Source organism: Methanobrevibacter sp., from assembly GCF_017406825.1.
Classification (GTDB): Archaea; Methanobacteriota; Methanobacteria; order Methanobacteriales; family Methanobacteriaceae; genus Methanocatella.
Genome location: NZ_JAFQXT010000010.1, coordinates 15,176 through 34,821 on the forward strand (window position 1 = coordinate 15,176; position 19,646 = coordinate 34,821).

At 39.1% G+C, this 19,646-nt stretch carries 16 protein-coding genes and 1 tRNA gene; all 17 read left to right on the forward strand.

Annotated elements, in window-relative coordinates; genetic code table 11:
• Window positions 1-4: 4 nt before the first annotated feature.
• Complete coding sequence (uvrB, locus tag IJF99_RS01525) at window positions 5-1,969, forward strand: excinuclease ABC subunit UvrB (RefSeq protein WP_292791122.1); 1,965 nt, start codon at window positions 5-7, stop codon at window positions 1,967-1,969.
• Between the two features lie 86 nt (window positions 1,970-2,055).
• Window positions 2,056-4,941: an excinuclease ABC subunit UvrA gene (gene uvrA, locus IJF99_RS01530; protein ID WP_292791124.1), complete on the forward strand. Its 2,886-nt coding sequence runs from the start codon at window positions 2,056-2,058 to the stop codon at window positions 4,939-4,941.
• 236 nt (window positions 4,942-5,177) lie between these two features.
• A complete protein-coding gene (locus IJF99_RS01535) occupies window positions 5,178-6,677 on the forward strand; it encodes a DUF2193 domain-containing protein (RefSeq protein WP_292791126.1) in 1,500 nt (499 codons plus the stop codon).
• Between the two features lie 10 nt (window positions 6,678-6,687).
• Entirely contained in the window at window positions 6,688-7,455 is a 768-nt protein-coding gene (locus IJF99_RS01540) for an MIP/aquaporin family protein (protein WP_292791128.1), read from the forward strand.
• 115 nt (window positions 7,456-7,570) lie between these two features.
• A complete protein-coding gene (gene aroA, locus IJF99_RS01545; RefSeq protein ID WP_292791130.1) occupies window positions 7,571-8,893 on the forward strand; it encodes a 3-phosphoshikimate 1-carboxyvinyltransferase in 1,323 nt (440 codons plus the stop codon).
• Complete coding sequence (gene nth, locus IJF99_RS01550) at window positions 8,886-9,515, forward strand: endonuclease III (protein WP_292791132.1); 630 nt, start codon at window positions 8,886-8,888, stop codon at window positions 9,513-9,515. The genes aroA and nth overlap by 8 nt, the downstream gene beginning before the upstream one ends.
• Before the next feature lie 131 nt (window positions 9,516-9,646).
• Window positions 9,647-10,594: a cysteine synthase A gene (gene cysK, locus IJF99_RS01555; RefSeq protein WP_292791134.1), complete on the forward strand. Its 948-nt coding sequence runs from the start codon at window positions 9,647-9,649 to the stop codon at window positions 10,592-10,594.
• 59 nt (window positions 10,595-10,653) lie between these two features.
• Window positions 10,654-11,367: a serine O-acetyltransferase gene (gene cysE / locus IJF99_RS01560; protein WP_292791136.1), complete on the forward strand. Its 714-nt coding sequence runs from the start codon at window positions 10,654-10,656 to the stop codon at window positions 11,365-11,367.
• Complete coding sequence (locus IJF99_RS01565; RefSeq protein ID WP_292791138.1) at window positions 11,368-11,742, forward strand: transcriptional regulator; 375 nt, start codon at window positions 11,368-11,370, stop codon at window positions 11,740-11,742.
• 73 nt (window positions 11,743-11,815) lie between these two features.
• Window positions 11,816-11,887 (forward strand) — tRNA-Cys (locus IJF99_RS01570).
• A gap of 29 nt (window positions 11,888-11,916) precedes the next feature.
• Window positions 11,917-13,263: a cysteine--tRNA ligase gene (gene cysS / locus IJF99_RS01575; protein ID WP_292791140.1), complete on the forward strand. Its 1,347-nt coding sequence runs from the start codon at window positions 11,917-11,919 to the stop codon at window positions 13,261-13,263.
• Window positions 13,264-13,452: 189 nt separating this feature from the next.
• Window positions 13,453-14,748 (forward strand): O-acetylhomoserine aminocarboxypropyltransferase/cysteine synthase family protein, encoded by a 1,296-nt coding sequence (locus IJF99_RS01580; RefSeq protein ID WP_292791142.1) that lies wholly within the window; start codon window positions 13,453-13,455, stop codon window positions 14,746-14,748.
• A 29-nt stretch (window positions 14,749-14,777) separates the two neighbouring features.
• Complete coding sequence (gene nifS / locus IJF99_RS01585) at window positions 14,778-15,986, forward strand: cysteine desulfurase NifS (protein WP_292791144.1); 1,209 nt, start codon at window positions 14,778-14,780, stop codon at window positions 15,984-15,986.
• Window positions 15,987-15,988: 2 nt separating this feature from the next.
• Window positions 15,989-16,360: a Fe-S cluster assembly scaffold protein NifU gene (gene nifU / locus IJF99_RS01590; RefSeq protein WP_292791146.1), complete on the forward strand. Its 372-nt coding sequence runs from the start codon at window positions 15,989-15,991 to the stop codon at window positions 16,358-16,360.
• A gap of 56 nt (window positions 16,361-16,416) precedes the next feature.
• Window positions 16,417-16,782, forward strand: coding sequence for a desulfoferrodoxin family protein (locus IJF99_RS01595; RefSeq protein WP_292791148.1), 366 nt, complete (start codon window positions 16,417-16,419; stop codon window positions 16,780-16,782).
• A gap of 83 nt (window positions 16,783-16,865) precedes the next feature.
• Complete coding sequence (locus tag IJF99_RS01600) at window positions 16,866-17,369, forward strand: hypothetical protein (RefSeq protein ID WP_292791173.1); 504 nt, start codon at window positions 16,866-16,868, stop codon at window positions 17,367-17,369.
• A gap of 13 nt (window positions 17,370-17,382) precedes the next feature.
• The gene (locus IJF99_RS01605) at window positions 17,383-19,644 is read left to right on the forward strand and encodes a DHH family phosphoesterase (RefSeq protein ID WP_292791174.1); all 2,262 of its coding nucleotides are present in this window, start codon (window positions 17,383-17,385) and stop codon (window positions 19,642-19,644) included.
• The last annotated feature ends 2 nt before the right edge of the window (window positions 19,645-19,646 follow it).

Sequence of the window (19,646 nt, forward strand, 5' to 3'; positions counted from 1 at the left end):
TATTATGAAAGAATTCAAACTCAAATCGCCTTACAAACCATTAGGCGACCAACCGAAAGCCATTAATTCTTTAGTTCAGGGCATCAATGACGGCATTAAGGAACAGACCCTTCTTGGGGTAACCGGTTCCGGCAAGACCTTCACAATGGCCAATGTCATTGAAAAGGTCCAGAAACCGACGCTTGTCATTTCACATAATAAAACCCTGGCGGCACAGTTATATGAGGAATTCAAGGAATTCTTCCCGGATAATGCTGTCGAATACTTCGTCAGCTATTATGATTACTATCAGCCTGAGGCATATGTGCCAAGAACAGACACTTTCATCGATAAGGAGGCCTCAATCAATGATGACATCGATATAATGAGGCATTCCGCAACCCAGTCGTTACTGTCAAGGGATGATGTCATTGTAGTGAGCAGTGTAAGCTGCATTTACGGTATCGGTTCTCCGGAAGATTACGGCGAGTTTGCTTTCGGAATTGCTGTCGGAGATGTCTATGACAGGTCTGAAATACTTTCCAGACTGGTTTTCATGCAGTATGAGCGCAATGACATTGAATTTGACAGGGGTCAGTTCAGAGTTCGTGGAGACGTTATAGAAATCAACCCCGTTCATGGAACACCGCCAATAAGAATTGAGCTTTTTGGTGATGAGATTGATGCAATCAGCCTGATTGACAATGTCACCGGCAGGAAAACGGAATCTCTTCAGAGATATATGATTTTCCCAGCAAAGCACTTTGTCGTCGGCCAGGACAAAATGGATATTGCACTTTCAAAAATCAAACAGGAATTGGATGACAGGCTGGCGGAGTTAAATTCAATGGGAAAACTCCTTGAAGCTCAAAGACTGGAGCAAAGAACCCGTTTTGACATTGAAATGCTACAGGAAATGGGATACTGTCCTGGTGTAGAGAACTACTCTATGCATTTGTCCGGACGTGAATGGGGAGAAAAGCCTTATTCTCTTTTGAAATATTTCCCGGATGATTTTTTGACAATAATTGACGAATCCCACGTTACCGTTCCTCAAATCAGGGGGATGTATAATGGGGACCGCGCACGTAAAGAGACCTTGGTGGAACACGGTTTCAGACTACCGTCCGCTAAAGAAAACAGGCCTTTAAGGTTTGATGAGTTTGAATCATCCATTAATCAGGTCATTTATGTATCGGCAACACCAAGCCAATATGAATTGTCAAAGTCAAGAAACGTCGTCGAACAGATTATCCGCCCGACAGGACTGGTCGATCCGGAAGTTCTAATCAGGCCGGTTACAGGTCAGGTTGAGGACTTGCTTAAGGAAGTCAGGTTAACCGCCGAAAAGGACGAAAGGGTATTGGTGACCACTTTAACCAAAAGAATGGCCGAGGATTTGACTGATTATTATGCAAGAATCGGTGTTAAGGTAAGGTATATGCACTCCGAAATCGATACATTGGAACGTATTGACATTGTCGATGATTTGAGAAGGGGCAAATTCGATGTACTGGTCGGAGTAAACCTTTTAAGGGAAGGTCTGGACTTGCCTGAAGTTTCTTTAGTGGCTATCCTGGATGCAGATAAGGAAGGATTCTTAAGAAACGAAACCTCATTGATACAGACCATAGGGCGTGCGGCAAGAAACGTAAACGGCCGTGTAATAATGTATGTGGATGACATGACCGATTCGGTTAGAAAGGCATATGACACTACACTCAAAAGGCGCAAACTGCAAATGAAATACAATGAAGTCCATGGAATTGTTCCAAAGTCCACCCAGAGGACTTTAAAAGAGAAACTAGCTGAGGAAGACGAGAAGTACAAGGGTATCGGCAGGGATGTTGATAAGATACCTAAGGATGAGCTTCGCTTATTGATTAAGGATTTGGAAAAGGACATGAAAGATGCGGCTGCAAGACTGGACTTTGAACGCGCTGCAGATTTAAGAAACAAGCTTTATGCCTTAAAGGGTTTTGAAAAGTAATTTTTCATAATTTTTTTTACTTATCAAATGCTCTCTCTAAAATGTTTTATATACTGGGTTATCTAATATTATTAAGGAGATTACTTATGACTGATGAAGATAAAAAACAAATTGTCATCAAAGGTGCACGTGAGCACAATTTACAGGATATTGATGTCAGTGTCCCTCGTGATGAATTCATTGTAATTACAGGTCTCAGTGGGTCTGGAAAGTCTTCACTGGCTTTTGATACCATTTATGCTGAAGGACAGCGTAGATATGTGGAATCATTATCAGCTTATGCAAGGCAATTTCTAGGGCAGATGAAAAAGCCTGAAATGGAATCCATTGAAGGATTGTCACCTGCTATTTCAATCGACCAGAAAACCACCAGGGAAAACCCAAGGTCCACTGTAGGTACAATTACAGAAATTTATGATTATCTGAGATTATTGTTTGCAAGGATTGGAATTCCCCACTGTCCGAATTGTGGAAAGGAAATCTCACATCAAACAATCGGCCAAATCGGTGATTCAATCATCGAAGAGGGCGAAGGGGTCAAAATTCAAATACTTTCCCCAATAGTCCGCGATAAGAAAGGCCAATTTAAGGATGTCCTTGAAGACCTTAGAAACAAAGGGTTTGTAAGAGTTCGTGTAGATGGTGAAATCCGTGATTTGGATGAGGACATCGAACTTGCAAAAACCTTCAGGCACAATATAGATGTTGTGGTCGACAGATTGAAAATCAGAAAGGACGTTGACTTTAAAAGAAGATTAGTCGATTCACTTGAAACAGCAGCGGAATTTACCGACGGTTTAATCACAGTTTTATTTGACAATGGCAAGGAATACGAGAAGAAATACTCAGAACACTTTGCATGTGTCGATTGTGGAATAAACTTTGAGGAATTGACTCCAAGGATGTTTTCATTCAATGCACCTCAGGGGGCATGTCCTGAATGTAACGGAATAGGTTCAAAAATGGAAATTGACCCAGATTTGGTCGTTCCGGATAAGACTCTGACATTAAATGAAGGCGCAATTGTGCCATGGGCAAGTTCAGCCAAAAGGGAAAATTACTATTTCCAGATGCTTGATGCTGTATCAAGACATTTTAATTTCAGCATGGACACCCCATTCGGAGAACTTAGTAAAGAGCATCAGGACATACTTCTTTTCGGTTGTAATGAGAAGATTCCATTCAATTTCAAAAGGAGAAACAAATCCTACATGGTAAACCGTAAATTTGAAGGTGTTGTTCCAAGAATGCAAAGGCTATACTTTGAAACCAAATCAAGCTATTCAAGAAAATACCTATCAAGATTCATGTCCGACAGGAAATGTTATGTTTGTGATGGAAAACGTTTGAAACCGGAAGTTTTAGCTGTTACTGTCGGAGGCAAATCAATCATTGACATTTGTGATTTGGCCATTAAAGATTCATATCAGTTCTTCCAGGATTTGGAATTGACCGAAAGGGAAAATTTCATCGCAAAGGAAGTTCTAAAAGAAATTAAAGAGCGTTTAAGCTTTTTGGTGGAAGTTGGTCTGGACTACTTATCCATGTCAAGATCATCAGGTACATTATCAGGTGGTGAAGCGCAGAGAATCAGATTGGCCACTCAAATAGGTTCAGGTCTGGTTGGTGTGTTATACATCTTGGATGAACCAAGTATAGGACTCCACCAAAGGGACAATATCAAACTCATAGAAGCCCTTAAGAGACTCAAGGACTTGGGAAACACTCTTGTCGTTGTTGAGCATGATGAGGAAACCATATTGTCAGCAGACCATGTTGTGGATATTGGTCCCGGTGCAGGAGAGCATGGTGGTAAAGTCGTTGCTCAGGGAACACCTTTGGACATTATGAACAATCCAGATTCGGTAACAGGCCAATACATTTCAAGAGTTAAAAAGATTGATATTCCTAAAAAGAGAAGGCCTGGAAATGGACAGTTCATAACAATCAGAGGCGCAGCCCAAAATAACTTAAAGGAAATCGATGTTGAAATTCCACTGGGCAAATTTACCTGTGTAACCGGAGTAAGCGGTTCTGGTAAAAGTAGCCTAATCAATGAAATCCTATACAAAGGTGCAAAAGGCAAATTATCCAGAAAATTCACTTTCGCCGGTAAATATGATGAGATTGAAGGGTTGGAAAACATTGACAAGGTTATTGCAATCGACCAAAAACCTATTGGAAGAACTCCAAGGTCAAATCCTGCAACTTATACTGGAGTATTCACTGACATTCGTGATTTATTTGCTAATACTCCTGAATCAAAGGCAAGAGGATATAAGCCTGGAAGATTCTCATTCAACGTTAAGGGCGGAAGATGTGAAGCATGTTCAGGAGACGGTATCGTTCAGATTGAAATGCACTTTTTGGCTGACGTTTATGTGCCGTGTGAAGTCTGTGGCGGTAAAAGATACAATGAAGAGACATTAGATATAAGATACAAGGGTAAAAACATCTATGAAGTCCTGGAAATGACTGTTGAGGAAGCTTTGGAATTCTTTGAAAACATTCCGAAAATCACCAAAAAACTTCAAACCCTGTATGATGTTGGATTGGGTTATATGAAGATAGGACAGCCTGCAACAACATTGTCCGGTGGTGAAGCTCAAAGAATCAAGCTTGCTAAAGAGTTGTCAAGAACCAGTACAGGCAAAACATTATATATTCTTGATGAACCGACTACAGGTCTTCATTTTGCAGATATTAAAAGACTTTTAGAGGTTTTAGCCAGATTGACTGATGCAGGCAATTCTGTTGTTGTTATTGAACATAACCTTGATGTCATTAAGACAGCCGACCACATTATCGACCTTGGTCCTGAAGGTGGAGACGGTGGTGGAGAGGTAATTGCAACAGGAACTCCGGAAGAAATTGCAGAAGCCGGAACATATACAGGTCAATTTTTAGAGCGTATGCTTGATGAGAATATCACTCCATATGCAAAGGAATTAGTAGAAGATATTGGCAAATGATTTCTTTTATTATTTCACTTTTTTTTTAAATTTTTTTTTAGTTAATATTTAATAGACATTTAATTTTAATTATTTATTCAACCCTTTTTGAATTATCTAAACAAATACTAACAAAAATCTTTCTTTTAAAAATTATTTAAACATATTTAAATAATATGGTGAATAATTTATTATTATCTAAGAGTAGTTTTAGTATGAATTTCATGCTCAGCGCTCTTATTACCTAGGTGATAAAAATGAGAGAGTTATACGAAAAAATGATAGACGAGTCAATGGCAGCTCAAAAGGCCGACGTTGCAGTCATATCAGAAAATAGGTACAATGACTTTAAAATTACTGACGCTAAGCCTTATGCTGATGCGGTGGCAGGCATGAAAGCTATTGACGGCCAAGCGGAATCAGTAATTAACTTACACAAGGAATCTGTTAAAAACCATTATGAGATTTTATCTTCCATTACCGACACCCTGAAATGTGAAGACGATCCATTCATTGAACACTTCCAAACTCCTCCAATATTGGAGATTTTATGTGAGGAAGACGGGGACTTTGCAGACAGTGTAGACAAGTTCATCCAAAAAATAGCAGATTCAGAAGCGTTAATCGCTAAAGAATCAATTAGAAGATATGGTGGATTTTATGGACCAACCTGTGTTGTTGACTTTGCATTAATGCCTGGAAGTACCAGTAATGTTGTAAATCAATTATTGCTCGATATGGATCTCCCGGTACATCACAAACAGGCAATCCTATCTGCAAAATCATGGGGTATGAACACTTCATATGGTATTGGTGATGCATTCGCTAACGCTATTGAAGACGGAATGACTGCAGCACAAGCAACCGAAAAAGAGATTGCAACCTTGCAAATGATTTATAAAACCCCTATTGAAGGACAAGGCACATTAATGGATGATGCAGACCACTCATCATTCGACGTAAGGGACTACATGAACAAGTATAAAAAAGCAATGACTCCTGTTGTCAAAGCAGCAATGGATGATGGAGTGCATTACGGTAACATCGTAACCGTTCCTGCATACTGTGTTGGAGATATCGGACACCACATCGGCCAGTCCACTTACAACATGTGTAAGGATGATGTGACCATGGCAATTATCCAGGCCACTGCCGGAGTAATTGAAAACTCCTTAAGGAACAATTTAGATAAGTATCAAACTCCATTCGATGTATTGAAACTCTCAACAGGTTCATCTGCATGTGCAACTGAATTCCTGTTAGAATTAGATGGTTTTACCGCTCCTATGGTTGTTGACATGTTGAATAAAAGATTCCACAACTATGTGCAGCAATATCCAAAAAGGGGTGCGGCCGCCGAGTTGCACAACTGTGACTTCATGGACATGATTTACAGAGGATTCAATGCAATGAGCAATGCAAGAAAGATGAGATCATCTGCAGGATTTGAAATCATTCCAAGAATCAAAGGAATGGAAGTTGATTTCACATCTATTCTTGAAAATGATGTTTTAATGAACCCACAAAGATACACTTATCCGGCATGTGCCATTACTGTAAGATTCTCTTCACTTATGAGATTGGCAGACTACCCATGTCTTTTAACTTCAGAACCAATTACAGCAACCATGATGACAAACATCATTGCACTTGACAAAGAAGTACCTGGATCTCCTGTAAGAGGTTGTAAACAATGTGCTTCAGCATGTCTTGCAGACAACAAACACGAATACTGTCAATGGAGAGAAGCTGTATAGGTGAGTTAATATGACTTGCAATATAAGAAAAAAATTCTTTGCAGAGCTTCTTGGAACCTTCTTCCTTGTATTTTTCGGTACAGGCTCAGCTGTCGTTACATTATTGATTTCAGACGCTGCAGGAGTTGCCGGAATCGGACCTTTAGGAGGGCTTGGTGACTGGATTGCCATAGCTTTGGCATTTGGTCTAACTGTAATGATATGTATTTATGTGTTCGGTAAGATATCAGGCGCACACTTAAATCCTGCTGTAACCATTGGGCTGCTTGTGACCAAAAACATCGATTTAATCGACAGTGTTTACTATATAGTTGCACAGGTAATCGGTGCATGTTTAGGAAGTCTTTGCCTGTTCTTATGCCTTGGCGCTCCAGCGGTTACCATCGGAGGACTGGGTGCAACAGCACCTGGACTTGGCGTAAGCTATATGCAGGCAATGTTTGCGGAATTCCTCGGAACATTCTTCCTGATGATGGTCATTATGGGTGTGGCAGTCGATAAAAAAGCGGAACCTGGCTTTGCAGGAATATCAATCGGTATGACTGTGGCTGCAGTAATCGTGGTATTGGGAGCATTCACAGGAGCTTCAATCAACCCTGCACGTACATTCGGACCATACTTGATGGATATGATTCTCGGAGGACAAAACCTTTGGGGATTCTTCCCGATATACCTGATCGGACCTATTGTAGGTGCAATCTGTGCGGCATTTGCATATGCATACCTTGCAAAAGACAGTGGAGTTTGCGAACTCCCGCAACCATTTAAAGATGAATAATTCTTTTGAATTATTCCACTTTTTTTCTTTTTTTTCCAATATTTAATTTGATTTAAATATCAAAATGACCAAAAATAATTAACAGTAATACATTAATTTTTTAGAAGAGATATCAATGATTCTTAAGGTAAAAAATATTTCGGAAATTGGAGGGGTTGTAAAGGCACCTCCCTCTAAAAGCTATTCCCACAGAGCAGTTATCCTTGCTTCACTTGCTAAAGGAACATCTAAGCTTTACGACATGCTCTATTCACAGGATACTTTGGCATCAATTAGAGTCTGCAAAGCATTGGGAGCCAAGATAAATGAACATGATGACTATTTGGAAGTCGTCGGCACTGGGGGCAAACTGCATAATTCTTCCAAAGGCCCTATTGATTTGGGCAATTCTGGAACAACCTTAAGATTAATGACTTCGGTTGCCGCATTGAGCGATAATGAAGTCACGTTAACAGGCGATGATTCCCTGAAAACCCGTCCAATGGGTTTGCTGATGGATGCATTATTGCCATTGGGGGTTGAATCAGTCTCATTGAATGAAAACGATAAGGCACCAATTTTGATCAAACCTGGTTATGCCGGTGGGGAAACCAATATTATGGGCAATGTCAGTTCACAGTTTATTTCATCAATCATACTGTCATCCCCATTGTCCGATAATGGTGTTGCACTGTATGTTTTGCCTGAATTCAAGTCAAAGCCTTATGTGAATATGACTCTGGATATCATGAGGAAATTTGGCGTCAAGGTATTGAAAGGTTACTATTTAAAACATGAATCCTGCGATAAGGAGTATCAGGGCTGCAGAATCGATGAGTTCAAGGTCAAAAAGCAGTATTATGTTGCTTGCGATTATACGGTTGAGGGCGATTATTCGTCCGCATCTTATCTTCTTGCATTAATAGCCATTAACGGAGGAAAGGCAAAAATCAGGAATCTGTTTAGGGACTCTAAACAGGGAGACAGATATATTTTGGATATCCTGCAGGAGATGGGTGCCACAATAATTCGCGGTGAGGATTATGTTGAAATCGCATCCAATGGCGATTTAAAGGCCATTGATGTTAACTTGGCAAATGCTCCGGATTTATTGATAACAGTGGCTGTTCTTGCCGCTATGGCTGAAGGCACCACTAACATCAGTGGCGTTGCTCATGCAAGAGTTAAGGAAACTGACAGAATCGATACCACTTGCCGTGAATTGGAAAAGTTGGGATGTAAATTAACTGAACGGGAAGATGGCATGAGCATAACAGGAGGAGTCACATCAGGTAAAGTGGATTCTCATGGAGACCACAGATTGGCAATGGCCTTTAGTTTAATTGGCCTGAAGCATGATATTGAAATTACAAACGGGGAAGTTTTCAATGTGTCATTCCCTAATTTCATCGAGGCAATGGCTGAATTAGGTTTTGAATTGGAGTTAAAAGATGAATAAGGAAGAACGTGTTGTTAGATTGGTTGAAGAGTTGGAAAGTGTTTTTACAATCAGAACATTTTTAGACCATGATCCGTATAAGGTTCTGATTAGAACTATTTTGTCTCAAAGGACTCGTGATGAGAATACTGATCAGGCTACCAATAATTTATTTAGTAAATATCCTGATATTTATGCGGTGGTTGATGCTCCTATTGAGGATGTTAAGGAGTTGATTAAGCCTGCCGGTTTTTATAATGTTAAGGCGGCTCGCATTCAGGAGGTTTCACAGATTTTAATTGACCAGTATGGTGCTGAAGTTCCTGACACTGTTGAGGAAATGATCAAGCTTCCTGGTGTTGGCAGAAAAACTGCTAATTGCGTTATGGTTTTTGCTTTTGAGCTTCCTGCTATCCCGGTGGACACTCATGTTCATAGGATTTCAAACCGTTTGGGTTTGGTTGATACGAAAGATCCTGAAGATACTGAGGTCGAATTGTGTAAGATTGCTCCTGAGGAGTTATGGATTAAACTGAATGATTTGATGGTTCAGTTTGGTCAGAATATTTGCAAACCGATTTCTCCTCAATGTGAGATGTGTCCATGCACTGACATCTGCGAGTATTATGGTGAAAATTTTTAGTTATACCAAAACATTTATAAACTAAAATATCATTATATAACAATAGTTATTATAACAGATGTTATATTGACTTTTTGAATAATTTTTTATTCATATCAAATTATAAATTAATTAAATAGGAGAATAAAATTATGGTAAACGTTCCAGAAATCAAAAGAGGATTGCTTGATAGCATCACAGATGCTATAGGAAATACTCCAATCGTAAGATTAAATAATTTAACAAAAGATTTAGATGCGGAAGTGTATGTGAAAATCGAATCATTTAACCCTACAAGCAGTGTAAAGGACCGTGTTGGTGTTGCAATGATTGAAGACGCTGAAAATAAGGGTCTGTTAAAACCGGGCGCAACAATCATCGAACCGACAAGCGGTAATACAGGCATAGGATTAGGTTTCACTTCAGCTGCAAAAGGTTACAAATTGATTTTAACAATGCCTGACACAATGTCCATCGAAAGAAGGAAATTATTGGCTATTTTCGGTGCTGAAATCGTATTAACACCAGGTTCCGAAGGTATGGGTGGAGCAATTGCAAAGGCAAAAGAATTAAATGAGGAAATTGAAGATTCAATCATATTAGGACAGTTTGACAATCCTGCAAATGTCGATATCCACTACAAAACAACCGCTCAGGAGATTTTAAGAGATACCGAGGGCAATGTTGACATTGTGGTTTCTGCAGTAGGAACAGGCGGAACCGCTACAGGAATTGCAAAAGGTCTAAAAGAAAAGATTCCTGATGTAAAGGTAGTTGCTGTTGAGCCAAAAGAGTCTCAAACTTTAGGAAAAGGTGAAAAAGGACCTCACAAAATCCAAGGTATCGGTGCAGGTTTTGTTCCTTCAATTTATGATGCTGATTTGATTGATGAAATCATGCCGGTTGCCAGTGAAGATGCAGGAAAGACTTTCCTTGAACTTGCTAAAAAGGAAGGTATATTTTCCGGCATATCATCTGGTGCAGCAACTTGGGCAGCATTGGAATTAGCTAAAAGGGAAGAGAATAAAGGTAAAAGAATAATAGCAATCTTACCCGATACTGGAGACAGATATCTCTCTGTTGACTGGTTATTTGAATAAGAATAAGTATTTATATCATATGTTATATAATTAATTCTATATAACATTGGAGTTTCATAATGCTTGACCAGTTAAGGAGAGAAATAAATGCTATAAAGGAAAAAGACCCTGCTTTGCGTTCAACAGTGGAAGTGTTTTTTTGTTATCCTGGATTTTATGCAATATTATTCCATAGATTCAATCATTATTGCTGGACTCATTCGTTAAAGTTCATTGCAAGATTCACCTCCACTATCAGTCGTTTTCTTACTGGTATTGAAATTCACCCTGGAGCTCAATTGGGACAAGGCGTATTCATTGACCATGGTATGGGAATTGTAATAGGAGAAACAACTATTGTTGGTGACGATGTTCTGATTTATCAGGGAGTAATTCTTGGAGGTACCACAACCAATAAAGGTAAAAGACACCCGACAATAGGAAAAGGAGTTATCATAGGTGCCGGTGCTAAAGTGATGGGAAATATTACCATTGGCGATTATGCAAAAATAGGTACCGGTGCGGTGGTGCTTAAAGATGTTCCTTCCGAATCAACCTGTGTTGGAGTTCCTGGAAGAATAGTCAAATGCAAAAATCAAAGTCATGTCGTTGATTTGGAACACAATAAACTCCCGGACCCTGTTGCTGCGGCAATCAGGCGTTTGGAAAGACAAATTCATGAAAACGAGAAACTGATTGAAATCTTGCTGGACAAGAATGGAATATGTTTAACTGATTCGGAAGAAGATGAATTATACAACTTTGAGGAATTATTTGGGAGTGATGGTGATTAGATGAAACCACCTTGTGAAATCGTAGTATGGTATGTAATACCTGCAATTAGATCTGAATTAGCTAAGGAATTATTGAACTTGGGAATGAAGCAAAAAGATGTTTCTGAACTCATGGATATCACTCAGCCTGCCGTATCCCAGTATATAACTGATAAAAGAGGCAGTGGAATAAGGCTTGATGATAATGTAAGGGCAAAGATTCATGAATTTGCACGTCAGTTATCAGAAGGTGAGGCTACAAAAGCGGATTTAATCCCAAGGACTTGTGCAATCTGTAAAAATGTTAGTGTAACTGATGTGTTAGACCAACTTAATATTGATAAATCCGAACTTGGCGAGGATTGTCAATCTTGTTTAGGTTCTGAAGCGGAATAGTAAAATATTGGAATTTATAGTAAAGTATTTAAACTATTAATTACCAATATCTTATTATACTTTATGTTTTAGTGGCAAGTTTACCGAGTGGCTTAGGTGTGTGGCTGCAGACCATAATACGGGGGTTCAAATCCCTCACTTGCCTTTCAATTACTTTTTTTGAGGTTTATTCTTATGGAGATTTATTCAACTTTAACTCGTGATAAAGAGGATTTTAAAACAATTAATAAAAATAGAGTTAACTTATTCGTATGTGGACCTACAGTTTATGATGACGCTCATATTGGCCATGGAAGAACATACATCTCATTCGATACAATAAAAAGATACTTGGAATTCAAGGGATATGCTGTATTTTACATTCAGAATGTTACAGATATTGATGATAAAATCATTAACCGCTCAAAAGAAAGCGGGATTCCTGCCGATGCCCTGGCGCGCAAATTCGAAAGGAGATATCGTGAAGACATGGAAAAGTTAAATGTGAACGGTGTCAATCTCTTCGCAAGGGCAACAGACCATATGCCTGAAATATTGGATCAAATCCAAAGGCTGATAGATAAAGGCTTTGCGTATGAAACCGAAGATGGAGTTTACTTTGAAATTGATAAATTCGAGGAATTCGGGAAACTGTCCAACAGAAATGTGGATGAGCTGGAATCACACAGGGATATTGCTGAAACCACTAAGAAGAACCATCAGGACTTTGCTTTATGGAAGAAACGTGAAGGCGTTGATGAACCGACCTGGCCATCCCCATGGGGTGATGGAAGACCTGGATGGCACATTGAAGACACTGCTATCACTGAATATTACTTTGGAGAGCAATATGATGTCCACGGCGGAGGACTGGATTTGATATTCCCTCACCATGAAGCCGAAATCACACAAATGGAGGCGGTTTCAGGAAAATCTCCAATGGTTAGATACTGGTTACATACAGGTTTCTTAAATGTCAATGGGGAAAAGATGTCCAAGTCTCTGCATAACTTCATCACTATTCGTGAATTGCTTGAAAATTATGAGCCTGACACATTCAGATTCTTTGTATTGTCCACTCACTACAGAAGTCCGATTGACTTTTCAAAAGACTCTCTTCATCAGTCCGAAAGGAGTTTGGATAGAATCAGAAAATACTATGGCCAATTGGATGTTGAAGTTGATGATGGGGAATTTTCCTGTGAAAAATTGAATCCTCACAGGGAAGAGTTCTTCAACAGTATGGATGATGATTTCAACACTCCAAAAGCTATCGCATCCATTTTTGGATTAATCAATGACACTAAAAATGAATTGGATAACCTCTCCGATGATGAAAAGATTGCCATCAAATCATTTTTAGATGATGCATCACATATTTTGGGAGTCAGCTTTGAACTTCAGGATGTTGGTGCAGGTTCAGATGATTTGTTAGATGTTATTTCTGAAGTTAGATCAGAGTTAAGGGCTAACAAGCAGTATGACTTATCAGATAAGATCAGAGAAAATCTGCAGTCATTGGGTTATGAAGTAAACGATTAGGGGTTCATTCTCCTCTTTTTTTAATTTTTTTTTTGAATGTAAATTAATAATTAATAATTAAATAACAATTGTTATTATTTAATTTTTTAGGCATGCGAAACATTTATATATAAAAAAAATAACATATGTTATATAGTAAATATAACACGTGATATAATTTACTGAATTTAATTAAAAAGGTGATAATAAATGACAAATAAAGATTATGGATTAGCAACATTAGGTGTACGCGCAGGACAAATTCCAGACCCCGTAACAGGGGCACAGGCAGTGCCTATCTATCAAACAACTTCATATGTATTTAAAGACTCAGATGAAGCTGCAAGGAGATTCGCCCTTCAAGAGTTTGGACAAATCTACTCCAGACTCACAAACCCTACCAGTGATGTATTTGAAGCAAGAATTGCTGCCATCGAAGGCGGTAACTCAGGAATTTCAACATCAAGTGGTCTTGCAGCAATTACATATGCAATATTGAATGTTACCGAGCCTGGAGACAACATCGTTTCAGCAGACAACCTGTACGGAGGAACCTACCAATTGTTCAACTACACTTTCAAGGACCTTGCCAGAGAAGTCAAGTTTGTCGATTCACAAGACTTGGAAGCCTTTGAAAAAGCAATTGATGAAAAGACAAAGGCGATTTATGTCGAATCAATAGGAAACCCTAAACTTGATGTGCCGGATTTCGAAGCTCTTGCTGAAATTGCACATTCTCACGACATACCATTAATAGTGGACAATACCGTTGGTGTGGGACTTGTCAGACCGTTGAAGCATGGTGCAGATGTGATTGCAGCTTCCGCCACCAAATATGTGGGGGGACATGGTACCGCAATTGGAGGATATATTGTCGATTCAGGTAAATTCAACTGGGGAAACGGCAAATTCCCTAACTTTACAAAAGCGGATCCAAGTTATCACGGATTAGTGTTCTGGGATACATTCGGAGACGTGCCTGAACTTGGAAACATTGCATTCACCGTAAGAATAAGGGCAAGACTTTTAAGGGACATCGGTGCAACACAGGCGCCAGTGCACAGTTTCATATTCCTGCAAGGACTGGAAAGTCTTGATGTGCGTGTAAAAAGACACTCAGAAAATGCACTTAAAGTTGCAAAATTCCTGGAATCACACCCGAAAGTTAATTGGGTAAACTATCCTGGTCTCGAATCACATCCGACTTACGAAGTCAATAAAAAATACTTAAAAGACCATTTTGCAGGTATTTTAGGTTTCGGTGTTGAAGGTGGAGAAGAGGCAGGAAGAAAAGTAATTGAAAAATTAGAGCTATTCTCAATACTTGCAAATATCGGAGATGCAAAAAGCCTGGCTATCCACCCTGCAAGTACAACACATCAGCAGTTAACTCCAAAAGAGCAGGAAGCAACTGGAGTAACACCAGACTTCATTAGATTATCCATAGGTCTTGAAGACGTTGATGATTTGATAGCTGATTTAAGTCAAGCTTTAGACAGTATTTAAATTTAAAATGAAAAATTTGGAGATAAGAAATGTATTTGGATAACTCAGCAACTACTCAAGTTAGTGAAGAAGTTTTTAAGGAAATGGAACCTTATTTCATACAGGAGTTTGGAAATCCATCCACCTTATATGGAATAGGTCGCGAATCAAAAAAAGCATTGAATTTAGCCAGACAAAGAGTCGCAGATTCAATTAATGCAAAACCTGAAGAAATTATTTTCACAAGCGGGGGATCAGAATCCGATAACCTCGCTATTAAAGGTGTTGCATTTAAGTTACAGAAAAAGGGTAAACATATCATTACAACCAATATTGAACATCCTGCTGTAAAGAATACTTTAGGATTTTTAGAATCTCTCGATTTTAAAGTAACCTATTTGCCTGTAAACAAAAACGGCATAATTGATATCGAAGATTTAAAAGACGCAATCACTGACGAAACTATCCTAATCACTGTAATGCATGCAAACAATGAAATAGGAACAATCCAGCCTATTGAGGAAATAGGCAAAATCGCACGTGAGAAAAATATCAAATTCCACGTCGATGCAGTGCAAAGTTTTGGAAAGATAGAAGTGGATGTTGAGAAATTGAATATAGACTTACTTTCCTTATCTTCCCATAAAATCAATGGTCCAAAAGGTGTTGGAGCATTATACATCAGAAAAGGAACTCGTGTCGTACCCCTCATTCATGGGGGTGGACAGGAAAGAGGAATTAGAGGAGGAACTGAAAACGTTCCTGCAATTGTCGGATTTGGAAAGGCTTGTGAAATAGCCGCAAACAAACTTGATGAACATTATGAAAAGCTATCAGCAATTCGTGATGAGCTCATTGACAAGGTGTTGAGCACTATTCCAGAATCATACCTGAATGGTGACAGGGAAACCAGATTGCCGAACCTTGTCAATTTCAGATTCAAAGCTATTGAAGGCGAATCCTTAATTCTTTTATTGGATGCTAATGGATATCAGGCATCAACAGGCTCAGCATGTTCATCAAATACCCTTGAGGCATCACCTGTTCTAACAGCTTTGGACTTGGATCCTGTCGATGTTCACGGGTCACTGAGAATTTCACTTGCTCCTGAAAGTGAAGCTTTTGATGTTGATGAATTTGTGGATACAGTTGCAGAAGCTGTTAAAAGATTAAGACAAATGTCCCCGTTATGGAATCAGGAACTTGATTACGATAATATAATGTGTAGAAAACATGAAGACGGATGTAGGAAGTGCTAATTATGGATTATTCAGAAAAAGTAATGGATCATTTCGCAAACCCAAGAAACTGCAGAATGATGGAAGATGCTAATGGAGTTGGAACTGTAGGAAACCCTACCTGTGGAGATTTGATGACAATCTACATCAAAGTTGAGGATAATGTAATTCAAGACATTTCCTTCCAAACCTTTGGTTGCGGTGCGGCAATTGCAACAAGCAGCATGATTACTGAAATTGCCGTTGGTAAAACTTTAGAAGAGGCTTTAAAAATCTCCCGTAATGATGTTGCAGAAGAATTGGATGGTCTTCCACCAATAAAAATGCATTGTTCTAACCTTGCGGCAGACGGTCTTCAGGCAGCCATTGAAAATTATTATGAAAACAATCAATAATAATAAATACTTAAAGTAATAAAATATTTTTAATCCATTATAGGAGATGTTTTATTATGGCAAAAATATTAAAATGTGATGATTGTGGAAGCATAATCCAAGTTTTGGCTGAAGGCGATGAAAAAGTATGTTCTGACCACATGCTTGAATTCCCAGTACAAACTGAAGGAGAAAAAGCTCCTAAACACAAACCAGTTGTTGAAATTGATGGTGATAAGGTAACCGTAAAAGTCGGTGAAGCCGCTCACCCAATGGATGATGACCACTACATTGAATTTGTTATCATCGAAGCTGGTGGCGAACAATACGCAAAATGCTTCAAACCGGGTGATGTTGCAGAAGCAACTTTCACTGTAAACTCAACTGATGACGTTGTAGCATTGGCATTTTGTAACCAACACGGACTCTGGTCCAGTGAATAAGTTTAAAAATTTAATTTTTAAACTTTATTTTTTCTTTTTTTTTATAAAAAATTTTAATAATATCTTATTATAAAATTTATTACGTGAATATTAAGTATATTAAATTAATAATTTTTGTTGTAGTTTTGCTTTTGATTTCCGCAGCAGTTGTTTTCATTGAAAGTTCTCTGGACAATATCAATGAATCGATGCCGGCTATAAGCGACGGTATTGTTCAGGGAGATAAAGATTACAATGAATCCGTTGAATTATTGAACAGCAGGGATTTCGAACAGTCAAGAGAAAAAGCTATTTCTGCAGGTGATAATTACAATAACAGTCTGCAGAAGCTGGAAGGAATCCGGGAAAAATATGATAAGGATTTAAATGAGGTTCACAAGGACTACATCGACACAACAATAAATGAATTGAAACTTAAACTGAAAGCGGTGGATGAACTAAAAGAGGCAATATATTATTTGGAAATCTATTATAATTACACCGGATCAACCCATGGAACCGAAGCTAATGATTTGATGTACAGCTCATTGAAATATCAGAATGAAAGAAATGAAATCGTCCAGGAGAATCCGGATTTATTCACTTAAAACGAGGTTTTATATGAAGACTAAATGTCCAAAATGTAATGGAATTGGTTCAGTTGTAGTGGACTATAAGGAATGCGATGCCTGTGGAGGAACAGGCTTTGAAGATGATGTTTTTGATATAGGTAATCATTTTAAAGGAGTAAACAGTAAAGCAAAAGCAAAATTTGACCTTGGAGGAGAGGAAGACATTCCATGTGAAGTATGCAACGGCAAGGGACAGGTGGAAGTTTATGATGAATGCCAGTATTGTCATGGAACAGGTCAAATAAACGTTTGCAGGGACTGTGGCAAGCTGCTTGATGAAAAATATGACCTGTGCCATGAATGCGGTGAAAAAAGGAAAGCCGAAAAAATAAAGTATGATGAATTCGAAGCCAAACGAAAAGCGGCCCGTGATGTGTACGTTCTGGATCCCATCTGCAATATGAGGGATGTTGACAAGGACAAATTATACAAAGGAAAAATTACAAGAATAGAAAGATATGGGGCTTTCGTATCTTTAAACAGTAATGTTTGGGGTCTGATGAGAGGAGATGTCAGCGAATATAATGTCGGCGAGGAGATAATCGTATTCATAACCTCAATCAAATCAAGGGAAGGCAAAATTGATTTTGCACCCGCTTATGTTGATTCATATAATCTTAAGAAACTCACCAAATCAATTCCGAGAACCCTCATTTCCCAATTGGAGGAGTATAAGGGAAAAATTGTCAGAATTGATGGTGAGGTTCAGCAAATCCAGCAGACTTCAGGGCCAACAATCTTCATCATCAGCGATGAGACAGGAATCACAGAAATTGCCGCATTTGATAAGGCGGGAGAAAGGTCCTATCCAGAAATCGAATTGAACGATGCGGTGCAGGTCATCGGTGAAGTTAATGAGCATGGCGGAAAAACTCAAATCGAGTCATCTTCAATGCTAAAACTCGATGAGGAAAGCACCCGCCAGCTACATAGGCTGATTGATGATGCATTAAACAGAAAAGCCAAACCTCAAGAGGTCGATTTCCTGGTCAAAAGTGATGTTTTAAACAGGCTCAGACCTAAGATGTATGAGGCTGCACAAAAGATTAGAAGAGCAATACTTGACGGAAGAACAATTCTTTTAAGACATCACAATGATGCGGATGGAATTGTCTCCGGAGTTGCAATGGAAAAGGCAATCGTTCCTTTAATACAGGAAATAAATCCAAGTAATGATGCCGAATACTATTACTTTAAAAGGTCACCAAGCAAGGCGCCATTTTACGAGCTTGAAGATGTCGTGAAGGATTTGTCATTCGCCCTTGAAGACCAGGAAAGGCACGGTCAGAAATTACCTCTAATAGTGTTATTGGACAACGGCTCAACAGAAGAGGACATCGTCGCATTAATGCAGGCAAAAATCTATGACATTGAGGTTGTTGTAATAGACCATCACTCTCCGGGGGAATTGCTTACAAAAGATGAGCATGACGGTGAGATATATGGCGCAACAGTGGCAGTCGACGAATATGTGGACACCCATGTTAACCCTTACCTTGTTGGTGGAGATTCCCAATTGACCGCAGGATGCCTTGCAACGGAAGTGGCACACATTATCAACCCTGATGTTGAGGAATTGATTAAGCATCTGCCTGCAATCGCGTCTTTAGGAGACCGTGCAGATTGCGGTGAAACATATCAGTACTTGAAATTGGCCGCTCAAAAAGGATTCAGCAAGGAACATCTGGCGAAAGTGGCTGAATGTGTGGATTTTGAAGCGTATTTCTTAAGATTCATGAATGGCAGAGGAATAATGGATACGATTTTGGCGGTTGACAATCTTGATAAGCACAGAAAGATGATTGATGCATTATACTCAGAATATCAAAAAAGAATCAATACCCAACTCAGAGCGGCACTTCCGAATATCAAGCAGACACAGCTTGAAAACGGAATTTACTTCAATCTGCTTGACGTTGAAAAATTCGCCCATAAATTCACGTTTCCAGCTCCTGGAAAAACCTGCGGATTTGTGCATGACCATATAATTAAGCAATTGGGGGAAGACAAGCCGATTGTAACATTGGGTCATGGGCCTGATTTCGGAGTATTCAGAGCGACTGATGCTGTAAACGAGCAGTACGGATTCAATGTAAATGAGATTGTGGCAAAGATGATTGAAAAAGTCCCTCAGGCGGGCGTGGATGGTGGAGGCCATGAATGCGCCGGATCCATCAAATACATTGAAGGGCTTGGCCAGGAAGTATTATACAAGGTAGTTGAAGAAATCCAATCATTATCTAAAAACTGATA